Annotated in this window: 17 protein-coding genes; 6 read left to right on the top strand and 11 right to left on the bottom strand. The window is 63.9% G+C overall.

From position 1 onward, the window contains the following. Positions 1-29: 29 nt before the first annotated feature. Together RBH26_RS15690 and RBH26_RS15695 are read left to right on the top strand one after the other, a co-directional pair. Positions 30-800 carry a hypothetical protein gene (locus tag RBH26_RS15690; RefSeq protein ID WP_306759320.1) on the top strand — a complete coding sequence of 257 codons (771 nt, stop codon included), beginning with the start codon at positions 30-32 and terminating at the stop codon, positions 798-800. Positions 801-888: 88 nt separating this feature from the next. Then, on the top strand, positions 889-1080 hold the full coding sequence (locus tag RBH26_RS15695; RefSeq protein WP_306759321.1) for a hypothetical protein: 192 nt from the start codon (positions 889-891) through the stop codon (positions 1078-1080). Between the two features lie 98 nt (positions 1081-1178). On the opposite strand, the gene RBH26_RS15700 is transcribed toward RBH26_RS15695, so the two are convergent. The 4 genes from RBH26_RS15700 to RBH26_RS15715 all read right to left on the bottom strand — a co-directional run bounded on the left by RBH26_RS15700 (position 1179) and on the right by RBH26_RS15715 (position 4821). Beyond that, positions 1179-2150, bottom strand: a complete 972-nt coding sequence (locus RBH26_RS15700; RefSeq protein WP_306759322.1) for a phosphoadenosine phosphosulfate reductase family protein — start codon at positions 2148-2150, stop codon at positions 1179-1181. Positions 2151-2638: 488 nt separating this feature from the next. Then, complete coding sequence (locus tag RBH26_RS15705; RefSeq protein ID WP_306759323.1) at positions 2639-3223, bottom strand: DUF2150 family protein; 585 nt, start codon at positions 3221-3223, stop codon at positions 2639-2641. Positions 3224-3297: 74 nt separating this feature from the next. Next, positions 3298-4149: a TatD family hydrolase gene (locus RBH26_RS15710; RefSeq protein WP_306759324.1), complete on the bottom strand. Its 852-nt coding sequence runs from the start codon at positions 4147-4149 to the stop codon at positions 3298-3300. 189 nt (positions 4150-4338) lie between these two features. Beyond that, entirely contained in the window at positions 4339-4821 is a 483-nt protein-coding gene (locus tag RBH26_RS15715; protein ID WP_306759325.1) for an NYN domain-containing protein, read from the bottom strand. Between the two features lie 108 nt (positions 4822-4929). On the opposite strand from RBH26_RS15715, the gene gcvT reads away from it, so the two are divergent. Genes gcvT through RBH26_RS15730 form a run of 3 tightly spaced genes read left to right on the top strand, consistent with a single transcriptional unit; the run spans position 4930 to position 7527 of the window. Continuing rightward, positions 4930-6024: a glycine cleavage system aminomethyltransferase GcvT gene (gcvT, locus tag RBH26_RS15720; protein WP_306759326.1), complete on the top strand. Its 1095-nt coding sequence runs from the start codon at positions 4930-4932 to the stop codon at positions 6022-6024. Between the two features lies 1 nt (position 6025). Further along, on the top strand, positions 6026-6409 hold the full coding sequence (gene gcvH / locus RBH26_RS15725) for a glycine cleavage system protein GcvH (protein ID WP_306759327.1): 384 nt from the start codon (positions 6026-6028) through the stop codon (positions 6407-6409). Between the two features lie 26 nt (positions 6410-6435). Then, positions 6436-7527, top strand: a complete 1092-nt coding sequence (locus RBH26_RS15730) for a GIDE domain-containing protein (protein WP_306759328.1) — start codon at positions 6436-6438, stop codon at positions 7525-7527. 142 nt (positions 7528-7669) lie between these two features. On the opposite strand, the gene RBH26_RS15735 is transcribed toward RBH26_RS15730, so the two are convergent. From RBH26_RS15735 to RBH26_RS15745, 3 genes are read right to left on the bottom strand one after another with little or no spacing between them, the layout of a single operon-like run. Further along, complete coding sequence (locus RBH26_RS15735) at positions 7670-7855, bottom strand: hypothetical protein (RefSeq protein WP_306759329.1); 186 nt, start codon at positions 7853-7855, stop codon at positions 7670-7672. Between the two features lie 3 nt (positions 7856-7858). After that, positions 7859-8569: a helix-turn-helix domain-containing protein gene (locus RBH26_RS15740; protein ID WP_306759330.1), complete on the bottom strand. Its 711-nt coding sequence runs from the start codon at positions 8567-8569 to the stop codon at positions 7859-7861. Positions 8570-8625: 56 nt separating this feature from the next. Beyond that, complete coding sequence (locus RBH26_RS15745) at positions 8626-9051, bottom strand: DUF3054 domain-containing protein (RefSeq protein WP_306759331.1); 426 nt, start codon at positions 9049-9051, stop codon at positions 8626-8628. 159 nt (positions 9052-9210) lie between these two features. Between RBH26_RS15745 and RBH26_RS15750 the strand changes: the two genes are divergently transcribed. Continuing rightward, the gene (locus RBH26_RS15750) at positions 9211-9894 is read left to right on the top strand and encodes a J domain-containing protein (RefSeq protein WP_306759332.1); all 684 of its coding nucleotides are present in this window, start codon (positions 9211-9213) and stop codon (positions 9892-9894) included. On the opposite strand, the gene RBH26_RS15755 is transcribed toward RBH26_RS15750, so the two are convergent. The 4 genes from RBH26_RS15755 to RBH26_RS15770 all read right to left on the bottom strand — a co-directional run bounded on the left by RBH26_RS15755 (position 9867) and on the right by RBH26_RS15770 (position 12604). Beyond that, positions 9867-10505, bottom strand: coding sequence for a toll/interleukin-1 receptor domain-containing protein (locus RBH26_RS15755; RefSeq protein ID WP_306759333.1), 639 nt, complete (start codon positions 10503-10505; stop codon positions 9867-9869). The genes RBH26_RS15750 and RBH26_RS15755 overlap by 28 nt on opposite strands. Positions 10506-10733: 228 nt before the next feature. Next, on the bottom strand, positions 10734-11189 hold the full coding sequence (locus RBH26_RS15760; RefSeq protein WP_306759334.1) for a hypothetical protein: 456 nt from the start codon (positions 11187-11189) through the stop codon (positions 10734-10736). Between the two features lie 74 nt (positions 11190-11263). After that, positions 11264-11908: a triose-phosphate isomerase gene (gene tpiA / locus RBH26_RS15765; RefSeq protein WP_306759335.1), complete on the bottom strand. Its 645-nt coding sequence runs from the start codon at positions 11906-11908 to the stop codon at positions 11264-11266. A gap of 153 nt (positions 11909-12061) precedes the next feature. Further along, on the bottom strand, positions 12062-12604 hold the full coding sequence (locus tag RBH26_RS15770; RefSeq protein ID WP_306759336.1) for a multiprotein bridging factor aMBF1: 543 nt from the start codon (positions 12602-12604) through the stop codon (positions 12062-12064). Between the last annotated feature and the right edge of the window lie 26 nt (positions 12605-12630).

Consider the following 12630-nt stretch of genomic DNA (forward strand, 5'->3'; position numbering starts at 1 on the left):
TTACGGTACGGCGTTCGTATGGCTCGGGTATGTCCACCCGCACGCAACGACGTGGCGGTGGTGGGATCGTCGGCGCGATCAAAGCCGACGTCCAGCGGCTTCACGGGGCCTGGATGGAACTCGTCTTTCCTCGCCAGCGTGGCCGCGGCCACTCCGTCATGGGAAAGTGGAAACCCGAGACCCCACTCCAGAAGGTCGGCTATCACGCCTGGAGTATTCTCGGACTGTTCGGCTTGTTGATCCTCTACCCGCTTACCGTCATCGGGTTCGCGACCCGCTACTACGCGGCGAAACTCGACTCGACGCGCACCCGACTCGGCATTCTCGGCGTCACGGGTGTCGCGTTGCTCGGCTGGGGCCTGTTGACGATCGTCTGGGGTGCGATGTCGTACATGGAGCAGGTCGATATCCCAGTCGACGCGGTGCTTGCCGTCGCCGCCGCCAGCGGCGTCGCGACGGTCTCGACCGCGCTCGCCGCGACGTGTACGAAGAAGGGCGGTCGTGGAGTGACGGTTGTCCTCGCCTATCCCTTCGCGATGACCGCGCTGTTTCTCCCGCCGGTCGTCGCCGCGCTCGTAACGCCTGCCCTCGAGGGCGTCGTTCTCGAGCCCAGTTACGACTTCGCCGCCTGGACGCTCGATAACGTCCTTCACGTCGGCGGTATCAACGAGATACTCCGAGCGAACTTCGACCTCGAGGGAGCCGCCTACGCGGCGATGTGGTTAGGACTGTCGTTCCCGCTTGGCTGGTTCCTCGGCGTCGTCGTCGCGCTGGCGAACTTGGTCCGCCCGTCCGCATGAAAACGCAATAATTGCTGTCTCTGGACTCCACGACAAGCGGACTGCCGATTTCCGAGACCATTAGGTGGCCGATTCCTAACAGTCGCGTATGGAGTTCGACGAACTCACGGCGGCAGTTGCGTTCATCGCCGTCATCGCTGTCGGCGTTGGCGGAATGATCGCCTCGGACATGATGGTCACGGATACGATTCTAATGATGGTCGCGCCGTCGATGATCGTCTTCGGCGCGATCATGTTCGCGATCGGGCTCAAACACGGCGAGTACCGGGCGACGAACTGACGAACTGACGGTCTCGAGCACAGAGCCGCTGCTACGCCGCGGAGACAGTCGGTATAGAAAGCAATCGATACTAACGCGGGTACGCGACGCCGCTGCGCTTACATGTATCCGAGATCGCGCAGGCGCTGCATCAGGTCCTCTTTGTCCTGGGCGCGACCCGCGCGTTCGGTCGTTCCCTCGAGGTCCTGCAGCCAGGCGGGATCCTCGTCGCTCTTTTCGGTGCTGACTTCGCTGCCCAGCGAGCGGAAGCCAGCGAAGTACTTCGGCGAGATCGGGATGTCGTCCTGCGTGACGTCGTTGGGGAGGTCGTCGTCGCTCTCGGGGACGTAGCCGTCGTCGGGGAACTCGGCGACGGTGTCGGGAACGACGAAGTTCCAGAACGCGTCCCAGACGGCTGCCTCGTCGAACTGCAGGATGGGCTGGATGCGGTCGTGGGGCGGGTAGATGTCGGGATCGTGGCGCGGCGAGAAGAACGTCTCGTCGGCACGGGCCTCCTGTTCGTCCCAGCGGACGCCGGAGATGACGCCGTCGATGTCGTGGGTCTCGAGTGCGTCGTTGAGCGCGACCGTCTTCAGCAGGTGGTTACCGACGTAGGTGTCGAGCAGGAACGGGAACGTGTCCTCTTCGTACTCGAGGATCTCACGGACGTGGTGGCGGTTGTGCTCGGAGAGTTCGGAGATCTCGATCTCGTCACCGGGCTCTAGGCCGTGTTCCTCGACGTAATCGCCGACGTCCTCGTTGCGTGCGTAGATGACTTCGAGGTCCCACTCGTCGGCCCAGTGGTCGACGAAGCCGTGGATCTCGTCGAAGTGCTGGAAGTGGTCGATGAAGACCGCGGGGGGAACCTCGAGATCGAAGCGTTCGGCGACCTCCTTGATGAAATACAGCGTCAGCGTCGAGTCTTTCCCACCGGTCCACATCACCGCGGGATTCTCGTACGCCTCGAGACCCTCGCGGGTGACCTCGATCGCCTTCTCGATCTTGTCCTGAATGTGGGGGTAGTCTTCAGGATCTTCGCCGTCACCATCGTCGTAGTCGACGTCGACGTAGTCGGGGAAGTTCTCCGTCATGAGGTGTAATTAGATATAATTACCACATTTAAACCCTTTGGGGGACCGGAAACCTCTGACGGAAGCTGCGAGGTGCGACGGACCCGTCGGTCACGATCTCGAATCGCGGGTACCAGTCGATCGGTAATAAGCGTAGGGGCAATTTTCAGCCGCTGTATCCCGGCATTTCACCCGATCGGGGAACGAAGAAGCGATATCGACCGCGGCGAGACGAGTCAGTAGGCGATCGGTATCCGAGCGATCGGTCGGCGAAATTGCGCGGTCGAGCATCCGATAGAACGATGCGAATATATCCGGTTTCGAAACCGCCGGCAGCTGGGCTCGTGACTCGAGACGAGTCATCGCTTCGCCGCGAGGAGCTGGCGCTCCGGATCGCTGCTTCGCGGAGAATAGAGAGGGGGGAACCGTAGCATACGGACTGCTGTCCCGAGTTCCCACCGATCGCCGACCATTTGGCGATCGGCGGTAATTGGCTACAGTAGACCGTATCAGTCTTCGTCGTCTTCTTCGACGACCTCGGGATCGCTCATCGCGCTCTGGAGGCTGTCGAGACCGTTGATCCACTCGGTGACGAGCCCGTACTCCAGGTCCTCGGCGACGCCCATGTCGAGTTCCTCGCCGTCGATGATGAGCGTCCCCGCCTGTGCGGCGTAGCCGAGCGCGGCGTCTAAGTCCTCCTCGGCTTCCGCGTCCGCGGCTGCGCCGAGGTAGTCACCGACGCTGCCGTCCTCGGCAGGGCCGCCGGCGACGTACTCTTCTGCGGCGAAGAAGACACAGACCAGGCTCGTCTGGACGCCGTCGACGAGGATCAGTTTCTCCTCGTCCTCGATGTCGACCTCGTCGAGGACGATCTCGCGAACGTCGTTGATCTCCTCGAGTGCCGCTTCCTGTTCTAGGTCCCCGTCGTCGTAGGCCGCGACGATCTTGGCGATCGCGATCGCGGTGTCGTCCTGCAGGTTCAACAGGAGTCGGGCCGAGTCTTCGTCTTCCGGATCGATGTCCTCGTCTTTGATGCGGTCGATCCAGTTCTGCCAGCGTTCCTCCGAGTAGAACTCGGTCGGGGGATTGCTCATACAGACACCTACACCGGCCGCTTGAAATGCCTTTCTCTACCTGTACGCCTTCCCTACTCGAGTCAGACCCCGCTTTAAGCCCGCTCGAGGGTCTCTTCCGTGTCGATTCCGTAGACGAGCTTCGGCGTCTCGACGTGGGCGTTCCGGACTGCATCCGCATAGTCGTTTTCGAGCAGCCAGCCGACTCGCCGCGGGACGGTCTTCGGTCCCAGGACGGCACCCGGCCGGTCGGGGTCGTCGATGTAGTCGGTCTCCATCAAGAACGGCTCACCGCGTTCGGCGGCCGTCTCGAGGCGATCCGTCTCGGACATGACGCTCGGAATCGGCCCCTCGAGGCGGCCACTCGCGTAGTGTTTGACCACCTTGTGGGCGGGAAGACCCGCGTCCTCGGCCCACTCGGCGACGTCGGTCATGTCCTCGCTGGCCTCGGTATGGAGCTGGACGGCACACTCGAGGTCGGCGCCGTGTTCGAACGCGCGACGCATGACGGCGTTCGAGGCCTCCCAGACCGCGTCGTCGACGTCGTAATGCGGACGGCCCGACTTCAGTGCCAGCGCCTCGCCGGACGCGACGTACTCCGCGGCGACGTCGATCCCTGCCTGCATCAGCTCACCCGCCTCCTCGGGACTGAATCCGCGGTCGTCGACCAGCCGCGAGATCAGTCCGGGGTGGACGCCCAGCACGGGCCAGGCACGCCCCTCGAGGACCCCATTGGCCTCTTCGACGATCTCGATCGTCCGCTCGAAGACCGCACGGAAGTCCTCGCCGGTCTCGGCCTCGACGCCGAGATGCCAGGAGGGTTTGTTCACCACGAGCAGGTGCGTGCCGCCGACGCGGGCGAAGTCACGGACGGCGTCGATGCCACGGTTGTTGTCCGGGTCGAGATGGAGATGGTTGTCGAGCACCGGCGTCTCGTCGTCGATCATAGCCGACAGTGAGTGGGCGACGGGGGAAAATTCTCCGACTTCGGGTGCGTCTCATACTGCCAGACAGAACTATTGTGAACGTTCGCCGCTCCCGTCTGGCGAATACACGTCACTGACTTCTGTCTGGCAGTATCAATTACCGCCGATCGCCAGGACGGGGTCGGCGGTAACTAGTTACAGCAGTCCGTCTCAGTCCTCGAGCGTGATCGCGTCGTCGGCTGCGTTTCGCAAAGCATCGGAGCGACCGTACGATCCCGGTGCGATCGCGACCGTCTCGACACCGGTCGACCCCGCGTACTCGAGGACGGGCTTGAAGTCCGTATCCCGGGAGGCGATCGCCAGTCGGTCGATCGTGCCGTTACTGCAGAAGGCGGTCGCGTCGACGGCGAGTTTGACGTCGACGTCGCCGCTGGTGATGATCACTTCGAAGCCACGAGCCTCGGCGGCCTGGATGAGCCCGGGTGTGGCGTGTTCGTCGAGGTAGAGTCGAATAACGCCGACGCGCCCCAGATCACGGGCGGCGTCGCGCAGGTCGTCTAAGTCGACGTCGAACTCGTCGCGGAAGACGTTCGGCCCGTCGACGAACAGCCCCACTGTCGGCCCGCTCTCGGTCGCAGTCTCGACGTCGGGACCGACGAGACGGGCGAGACGGGCACGAACGCGGTCGATCATGCTCGAGCGTTCCCGCGGGCGCGAGATAGGTGTGACGAAAACAGGGCGGGAACCGCGAGACGTTCGGCGACGAAAAGACATTACTACACTGCCAGTGATAGCTCGACTATGCCGCTTCAGACGCCGCCGTTACGTGGGATCCACGACGAGCGAGGCGCGAAGTTTACGGAGTTTGGCGGCTGGGACATGCCGGTCGAGTTCGATTCGATTCAGACGGAGCACGCGGCCGTCCGTGAAGACGTCGGGATCTTCGACGTCTCTCATATGGGCCAGCTCCACGTCACCGGACCCGACGCGACCGAGCTGATGCAACGGCTCACGTCGAACGACGTCACCCGACTCGAGGTCGGTGACTCCCAGTACGCCGCGATCACCGACGAAGAGGGGGTCATCATCGACGACACCATCGTCTACCGGCTGCCCGACGAGGACGACGAGACGTATCTTTTCGTCCCCAACGCCGGCACCGACGAGTCGACCCACGAGCGGTGGGTCGACTACCGCAACGAGTGGGACCTCGAGGCGACCGTCGACAACCGGACCGACGAGTACGCCATGTTCGCCGTCCAGGGGCCAAACGCCGTCGAACCGGTCGAGGCGGTCACCGACGAACCGCTCGCGGAACTCGAGCGGTTCGCGGCCCGATACGCCACGATCGACGACGTCGAGTGTTGGGTCGCGCGGACGGGGTACACCGGCGAGGACGGCTTCGAACTGATCGTCCCGTGGTCTGCAGCCAAGCAGATCTGGTCGCTGTTCGACTGCCAGCCCTGTGGCCTGGGTGCTCGAGACACCTTACGGATCGAGGCCGGCCTCCTGCTTGCGGGTCAGGACTTCGATTACGAGTCCGACCCGCGAACGCCCTACGAGGCCGGCATCGGCTTTGCGGTCGATCTAGACACCGAGTTCGTCGGTCGGGACACACTCGCCGAGATCGACCGCGAGGGCGTCGAGGAGAAACTCGTCGGCTTCCAGCTGATCGACCGCGGCGTCCCACGACACGGCTACGACATCACGAACACCGACGGCCGGGTCATCGGCACCGTCACCAGCGGAACGATGAGCCCGTCACTCGAGCAACCGATCGGACTCGGGTACGTCCCGGTCGAGTACGCCGAGCCGGGAACGACCCTTCAGGTCGTCGTCCGCGGCCGGTCGAAAAAAGCAAGAGTTGAACCACTGCCGTTCATCGATACTGAATAACATGAGTTTCGACATTCCAGACGACAGACGATATCTCGAATCGCACGAATGGGCACACGAAGACGACGGCACCGTCCGCGTCGGTATCAGCGACTTCGCACAGGACGAGTTGGGTGACGTCGTCTTCGTCGAACTTCCCGACGAGGGCGACGAACTGGGCCAGGAAGAGGAGTTCGGCGTCGTCGAGTCGATCAAGGCCGTCTCCGACCTCTACGCACCGGTAAGCGGCGAGGTGACGGCCGTCAACGAAGCGCTGTTCGACGCCCCCGAACTCGTCAACGAGGAGCCCTTCGATGACGGCTGGATGCTCGAGATCGACGCCGACGACGCCGACGAACTCGAGGAGCTGCTAACGGCCGCGGAGTACGAAGACCAGATCGCCTGATCGGTCGGCGATCACGACGTTTTTTCATGGCGATTACAGTACCGACGCTACAGCCGACGACGATCGTCACGGGGTTAGACATCGTCGTTCTCGTGTTGCTTCTTCACGTCTGGCTCCTCGTCGTCGGGCTGGCTGCCTGGAACGACGACGCCCGGACAGGTGTAAGGTGGATCGATCGGCGAATCCACATGAGCACTCGACTCTACGGGACGATGATGCTCCTCGCGGTGCTCGCCGTGTGGGCTCCGTTTGCTGTCGGACAGTATCCGATCGGGCCGACAAACCCGTTCGGGCACAGTCGAACCGCCTTCGGGACCGTCGTCATCGCCGGTCTGCTGGTCGGTACCGGTTTCTATTTTCTCGGCGGTGTGGTGACGAACCTCCGGTCCTACGTTGCGTTTCGACGCAGTCGACCCACCAGCGCGGGTGCGGTTACGTCCGGGCCGGTACAGGTGTCGGGGACGGTCGTCCCGCTCGAGAAGCCACTCGAGGCACCTGTGACCGGCGCCGAGGTGATCTGGTATCGCCTCTCCGCGACGCGAGTGGCCGACGATGACGACGAGCGGCTTCAAGAGGCGAGTGACTATCAGTTCGGATCGACACCGGCAGGGGACACGACGCTCGACTCGGTGCTGGTCGACCAGACAACCCGCCTCGAGGAACGGCGGCGGCTGTTTGCCGTTCGTGACGATACCGGACGTGTCGCCGTCGACCCTTCCGCGGCCGAACTCCGACTCGAACGGACGGCGTCCGAACCCGTTCCGGGCGATTCCACGCCTTCAGAGCCCCTTGCAACGCATCTGCTCGAAACGAACGAACTCGAGTTATCCGACCGGAACCGGATCTACCACGAGGAAGCGCTTCGACCGGGTGAAGAGGTGACGGTGGTCGGTGTCGCGACCGAGCCGAACGACGCTGCTGGAGACGACGAACCGACGATCACGGCCGGCGAAACCGGTACCGAATTCGTCGTTGCATCCGGCTGTGCGGAGACGACCGAGCGCCACTTCCGGCGGACGATCGTCTCGTGTTCGGTCGCAGCCGTCGTCGCGAGTTCGGTCGGCCTCTCGATGCTGTCGTGGTTGGCCGGTCACGGCTGGTGGATTACAGGGCCATGATACGGACCGCCGGACAGTGATTGGTATGAGAAACCCAGCTGCCCCGCTCGTACCGTCGCGTCATACGGCCTCCTGTCGTCACTGCCCGCCGATCGCTGACCCCACCCTGGCGATCGGCGGGACCTCGGGACAGCAGTCCGTATCAGTCGGCCGATGGCCCGTTTCGATTGACGAGAACGAGCGCACTGCCCGCGAGCAAGACCATCGCAGTCCCCCAGACCAGCCACACCCACGGGCTGTCCGACTGGAGGGTCACTGCGAAGGTACCCGCGAAGACGGCCGTCAGTGCGAGCGACAGTCGTTCCGTCCAGTCGAGTCGATCGAGCATAACTTACTCGAGGCCGACGAGGTACTCGAGCATCTCGTCTAAGTCGGCGTTCGTGACGGCGAGCGAGTAGCCGTCGATGCGTGCGAGATCGCCGGCGTGGTCCCAGAGTTCGTCCTCGTCGATACCGTGGAGGATGACGGCGTTGGGCGTCGGATTGACGACCCGCAGGGCGACCAGCGGCGACTCCCCGCGAGTGACGCCCGTAAACACCAGCACGCGGTTCGTACTCTGGCCGTACAGCCGGAAGAACTCCTCACTCGAGAGACGGGTGATCGCCTCGATGCTGTCGATGACGGTGTGCCCGCTGATGCGATCGGTGTTGCCGGGCGCGATCTGGGTCGCGTCGAGTTCGTCGTAGAGTGTCACCAGCGGGATCGACGTCGCGTACTCCCGCAGGTCGTAGACGACGTCGCTCTCGAAGCCAGCCGAGAGTACCCGGCCGTACTGTCGGATGCGGTCGCCGCCGCGTCGCTCGTCGATCGCGAGCAGGCCCTCGACGAGACGTCGAACGACGCCGATCCCGGGGCTCTCCCGTCGCCCGCTTTCATAATCAGAGATGACCGACGAGGAGACGTCTAGCTCGGACGCGAGATCCGTCTGCGAGACGTCGAAGTCGGTTCGCCACTTGCGCAACGTCGCACCGGGATCGTCGCTCAGCGTGATCTCTCCGGCGATCTTCTCGGCGAGTTCCCGTTTCGGCCCACGTCCGCCCATATGCGTCGGTCGTCTGGTCGACTCAAGTAGCTACTGAAGACGATTCGACGCCGGAGCTACGGCGACCGATCCACGTACGCCGCGTATGCGATCCGCCAGCCGACCAGCAGGAGGAGCCCGAATCCCGTGATGACGAGCGGAAACGGCCAGACGGCCGTGTCACCGAAGACGGCCTGTCTGAGCAGTAGCCCGACGTTTGCCGTCGCGAGCCACGTTACCGTCGCCAGCCGCGCCGTTTGTGACACCGACGCGGCGACCGACCGCGTATAGAGTCCGGCGAGAGCCGCGACGACGAGCCAGCCGATCACGAACGGTGCGATCGCCTCGAGCGTCGCGAGCGGTTGCTCGATCGGGCTCACGTTGTGGCTGAGCTGTCCGACGACGATCAGCCCGGCGAGCAAGGCGACGTCGCCGACGCCGAGCAGGATCGTCTCGCGGTCGATCGCCCCGGACTGGTCGGCCGTTCGAACTGCGGTGTCCATACCCGTTACTCGAGGCTGGGGCCCTATTGCTCTCCCGGTTCGGCGAGCACCGCCGTGAGCGGGGATCCGTCGACGAAGCGCCGACGACGTCGGCCAGTCCGTTCACGGCACCGCCTGTCAAAAGAAAATTCATTACGGTGGAATTCAAATAGCCGGCCAATGGCTGTGGCTGACGATCGTCAGGGAGGCTGTGAGGGGTGTGGCCGTACGGTCCCGCTCGACGAACTGACGGTAGTGACGATGCCCGACGGCGAGCGGGTCGCCTGCTGTCCTCGCTGTGAGCCACACGCACGGGAGGCCGCACGGAAGTGCGCCTCACTCGACCAGCGCCGGGCCACCTGTGACGGCTGTACCGAAACCTACCTCGAGACCGAACTCGCGGACGTCGTGTTAGACGACGGCACCGTAATCGACTGTTGTCCGACCTGCATGTCCAAGGTACCCGGCAACGGCAGCGACGACGAGGACGACGCGACGGCCACGTCAGCGACGGAATCGACCGGCGACGAAAACGCGGCCGACGGCGAGAAGAACCTCTGTATGCAGTGCAACGAGTGGGTCGACGTCGAACTGTTCCGCGTGACGACGATCGACGACCGGACCGAGCGGTTCTGTCCGACCTGCAAGGAGCGCGCCGAGTCCGACGGGATCGTCAGGGACGTCGATATGCGAAAGACGAGAGCCCGCGAGGTGCTCGGCGTCGACGAGGACGCGACCGCCGAAGAACTCCGGACCGCGTATCACGAGCAGGTCAAACGCGCCCATCCCGATCGACAAAGCGGCAGCAAGTCCGCGTTCAAACTCGTCAGCGAGGCCTACGAACGGCTCCGGGACGACGACTGACCCTCGATCGTCCGCTCCCGACTGATGTAACCGATCGTCGCCGGGTCGAAGTAGTACGTCGACGCACACCCTTCACAGGACGCCGTCAGCGGCTTGCCGTGTTCGTGTCGTTTCCACAGCGTCGCCTGATCCTGTGTGATCTCCAGCGTCACTGGCTGGCCACAGTCGGGGACCGTACACGGGAACCGAACGTACCAGTTGGGAACCGAGAGCGCACCCAGTGGCGCGAGTTCCGTTCGAAGCCGACCGAGCAGATCGAAGATCGTTCTCGTCGGATCGGCACGGTCGATGGTCACGCCGTCGACGTCGTCGATGAAGCCACCGCGGAGCTCCTCGTGGTCGTACAGCGGTACCACCGGAATTCCCTTGGCCAGGGCGTATCCGACCTCCTGGTTGATCCATGGGTCGTCGACCCCATCGTCGGTCAACACCGCGACGACGACGTCACTGTTCGCGAGACGTCCCTCGAGTCGCTTCCGTGAGCGACTGGTATCGGCCTCCTCGAGCGCGATGTGGACGCCGAAGGGGAAGTTCTTGACTGTCGAAAACAGACACTGAACGAGTTCGAGGTCGCCAGAGGCATGCGAGACGTAGATCCGTTCGCCGGACATCGATGAATCGACAACGACTGGTCTACAAGACAGTATTAATCCATCGATAGCATTGAGAGAAACGATCCGTCAGCTGTGTGAATCCGACGTATGAAGGGTTTACTTCCCGTCTCGACGGTCAGCCAGACTGGCCGGCAGTCTATCATACGGTCTCCTGTCGTCACGTCCTGTCGATCGGCGACCCCACCCTGGCGATCGGCGGGCGATCGGGACAGCAGTCCGTCTCAGTCACTCGGCGCTTGCGTCGTCGGTCCGACCGATCGTCCCGAGAACTCGCTGTGAGAACTCGAGGTCGTCGATTTCGAGCCCGAGACCGTCGAACCACGCCCGCTCGACGTGCCACTGCCCCCGCAACTCGCCGTCGGTCGAGTACGAAGTCGCCTCGAACCGCCCTGGCGTCCAGTCGCGTTCGTCGGCGATGTCGAGCAGCGTCCGGACGACGGCGCCGACCTCGTTGCTGTCCACGACGGGTGACTCGGAGACGGTCTCGTACTCGACGGCGAGCCCGACTCCATCCGGGAGGTCGCCGTCGGTCGTCTCGATATCGGCCGACTCGTTCGATGCGCCGTCGCCCCCCTCGTCGGCGTCGGGCGGCAGCGGCTGCCACGATGTGAGGTAGATCCCGTGGCTCATCAGGCGGTTCTCGAGCGTGACACCGATCGAGTGAGCGTGCGTATCACTCATACTCGATGACTGTACGACCGGCGGGAAAAGTCGTCCGGCGGGGTGGCTACGAGTCGCGACTGCGATCGGTTATCTCACAGCGGTTCGACGAGGTCCTCGAGTGCGGCCACGGGATCGTCGGCCTTCGCGACGCCGCTTGCCAGCAGGACGCCCTCGGCGCCGAGTTCGTCGGCTGCGACGACGTCGTCGCCGGTGCTGATACCGGCGCCACAGAGCACCGAGACGTCGTCGTCGACGGCTTCGGCCGCCGCGACGGCGTCCTCGACGATATCGGGATCAGCCTGGCTAACCGGCGTCCCGGTACCGATCAGTTCCGGGGGTTCGACGGCGACCGCGTCCGGACCGAGAGCTGCTGCCGCACCGATCTGTTCGGGATTGTTCGCACAGACGACAGTCTCGAGGCCGGCGCGTTCGGCCGCGCGGACGGAACCGTCGATGTCGGCCAGTTTCAGCCGCTGCTCGGAGTGGTTGATCAGCGTCCCGACCGCGCCCGCGTCGGCGACCGACTCCGCCAGCGTGTGGCCGGTGTTGCTGCCGTGGTCGATCGGGTCGACGTGTTGGGCCCACGTCTCGACGCCCGTGTCGGCTACGCGCTCGAGGTGGGCCGCCTGCGGTGCGACCGCGAGGCGGGCGTCGGTGGATTCGTCGACGTCGCGGACAGCTTCGGCGACCGCGACGGGATCACAGGGGTACGTCTTCAGGTTGACGAGGACGAACATACTGGCACAGCTTTTCGCACAGAAGAAATAGCTTGCGAGTCGGCGACGTCTGCGGGCGGTCTCGGTCGAGTCGACCAGTCGCTACGGCGAGCATACGGTCGGTATCGAGCGGCGAACCCGACGTCAGCCACCGCTCGAGGCCGACCCGTGGGATCAGTCCTTTCGCTTGACGACGTCCCCGAGCGTGTAGCTACCCGAGGCGGAGCCGCCGGACCACTCCGAATCCTCGCCAGATCCGCCTTCGGCACTCAGATCGATCTCGAGGAACCGCTCGAGTTTCGACTGGACGCGGTCGCTGGGGAGCGTATCACCGCGCTCGATCTTTCGGATCAGGCTCGACTTCTCGTTGAGCTCGTTGGCGAGATCGGACTGGCTGAGTCCCTTGTTCTCGCGGGCCTTGCGAACCCGATCGTCGTAGTCGGTCGCGAGTTCGTCCATGTCGTCGAACATGTCCGACCGCTGTCGAGTGCTCGAACCACCAGAACTCGACGAGGTCGTCGAGGCACTCGAGGTGCCTGAACTCTCGGCACCTGAACTCGAATCGGTCGAGTACTTCGTCGAGGAACTCGAGCTCGAGGGCTGCTTGACCTCGGTGCCGAAGTCCGTACAGTTCGAACACACGTCGAGTTTCGCACCCTCGACCTTGATCGTTTTCGGGGACGACGTCTCGGCGCCACACATCTCGCACTGGACCATGCTGATACGTTTATCGTGACGAGCCA

The organism is Natronolimnohabitans sp. A-GB9 (assembly GCF_030848565.1).
Lineage (GTDB): Archaea > Halobacteriota > Halobacteria > Halobacteriales > Natrialbaceae > Natronolimnohabitans.

Coding starts and splice junctions, on each gene's coding strand:
- RBH26_RS15695 (WP_306759321.1), top strand. CDS start 889: ATGGAGTTCGACGAACTCACGGCGGCAGTTGCGTTCATCGCCGTCATC.
- RBH26_RS15745 (WP_306759331.1), bottom strand. CDS start 9,051: ATGGACACCGCAGTTCGAACGGCCGACCAGTCCGGGGCGATCGACCGC.
- tpiA (WP_306759335.1), bottom strand. CDS start 11,908: ATGTTCGTCCTCGTCAACCTGAAGACGTACCCCTGTGATCCCGTCGCG.
- RBH26_RS15760 (WP_306759334.1), bottom strand. CDS start 11,189: ATGAGTGATACGCACGCTCACTCGATCGGTGTCACGCTCGAGAACCGC.
- gcvH (WP_306759327.1), top strand. CDS start 6,026: ATGAGTTTCGACATTCCAGACGACAGACGATATCTCGAATCGCACGAA.
- RBH26_RS15730 (WP_306759328.1), top strand. CDS start 6,436: ATGGCGATTACAGTACCGACGCTACAGCCGACGACGATCGTCACGGGG.
- RBH26_RS15715 (WP_306759325.1), bottom strand. CDS start 4,821: ATGATCGACCGCGTTCGTGCCCGTCTCGCCCGTCTCGTCGGTCCCGAC.
- RBH26_RS15770 (WP_306759336.1), bottom strand. CDS start 12,604: ATGGTCCAGTGCGAGATGTGTGGCGCCGAGACGTCGTCCCCGAAAACG.
- RBH26_RS15740 (WP_306759330.1), bottom strand. CDS start 8,569: ATGGGCGGACGTGGGCCGAAACGGGAACTCGCCGAGAAGATCGCCGGA.
- RBH26_RS15705 (WP_306759323.1), bottom strand. CDS start 3,223: ATGAGCAATCCCCCGACCGAGTTCTACTCGGAGGAACGCTGGCAGAAC.
- RBH26_RS15690 (WP_306759320.1), top strand. CDS start 30: ATGTCCACCCGCACGCAACGACGTGGCGGTGGTGGGATCGTCGGCGCG.
- gcvT (WP_306759326.1), top strand. CDS start 4,930: ATGCCGCTTCAGACGCCGCCGTTACGTGGGATCCACGACGAGCGAGGC.
- RBH26_RS15710 (WP_306759324.1), bottom strand. CDS start 4,149: ATGATCGACGACGAGACGCCGGTGCTCGACAACCATCTCCATCTCGAC.
- RBH26_RS15735 (WP_306759329.1), bottom strand. CDS start 7,855: ATGCTCGATCGACTCGACTGGACGGAACGACTGTCGCTCGCACTGACG.
- RBH26_RS15700 (WP_306759322.1), bottom strand. CDS start 2,150: ATGACGGAGAACTTCCCCGACTACGTCGACGTCGACTACGACGATGGT.
- RBH26_RS15755 (WP_306759333.1), bottom strand. CDS start 10,505: ATGTCCGGCGAACGGATCTACGTCTCGCATGCCTCTGGCGACCTCGAA.
- RBH26_RS15750 (WP_306759332.1), top strand. CDS start 9,211: ATGGCTGTGGCTGACGATCGTCAGGGAGGCTGTGAGGGGTGTGGCCGT.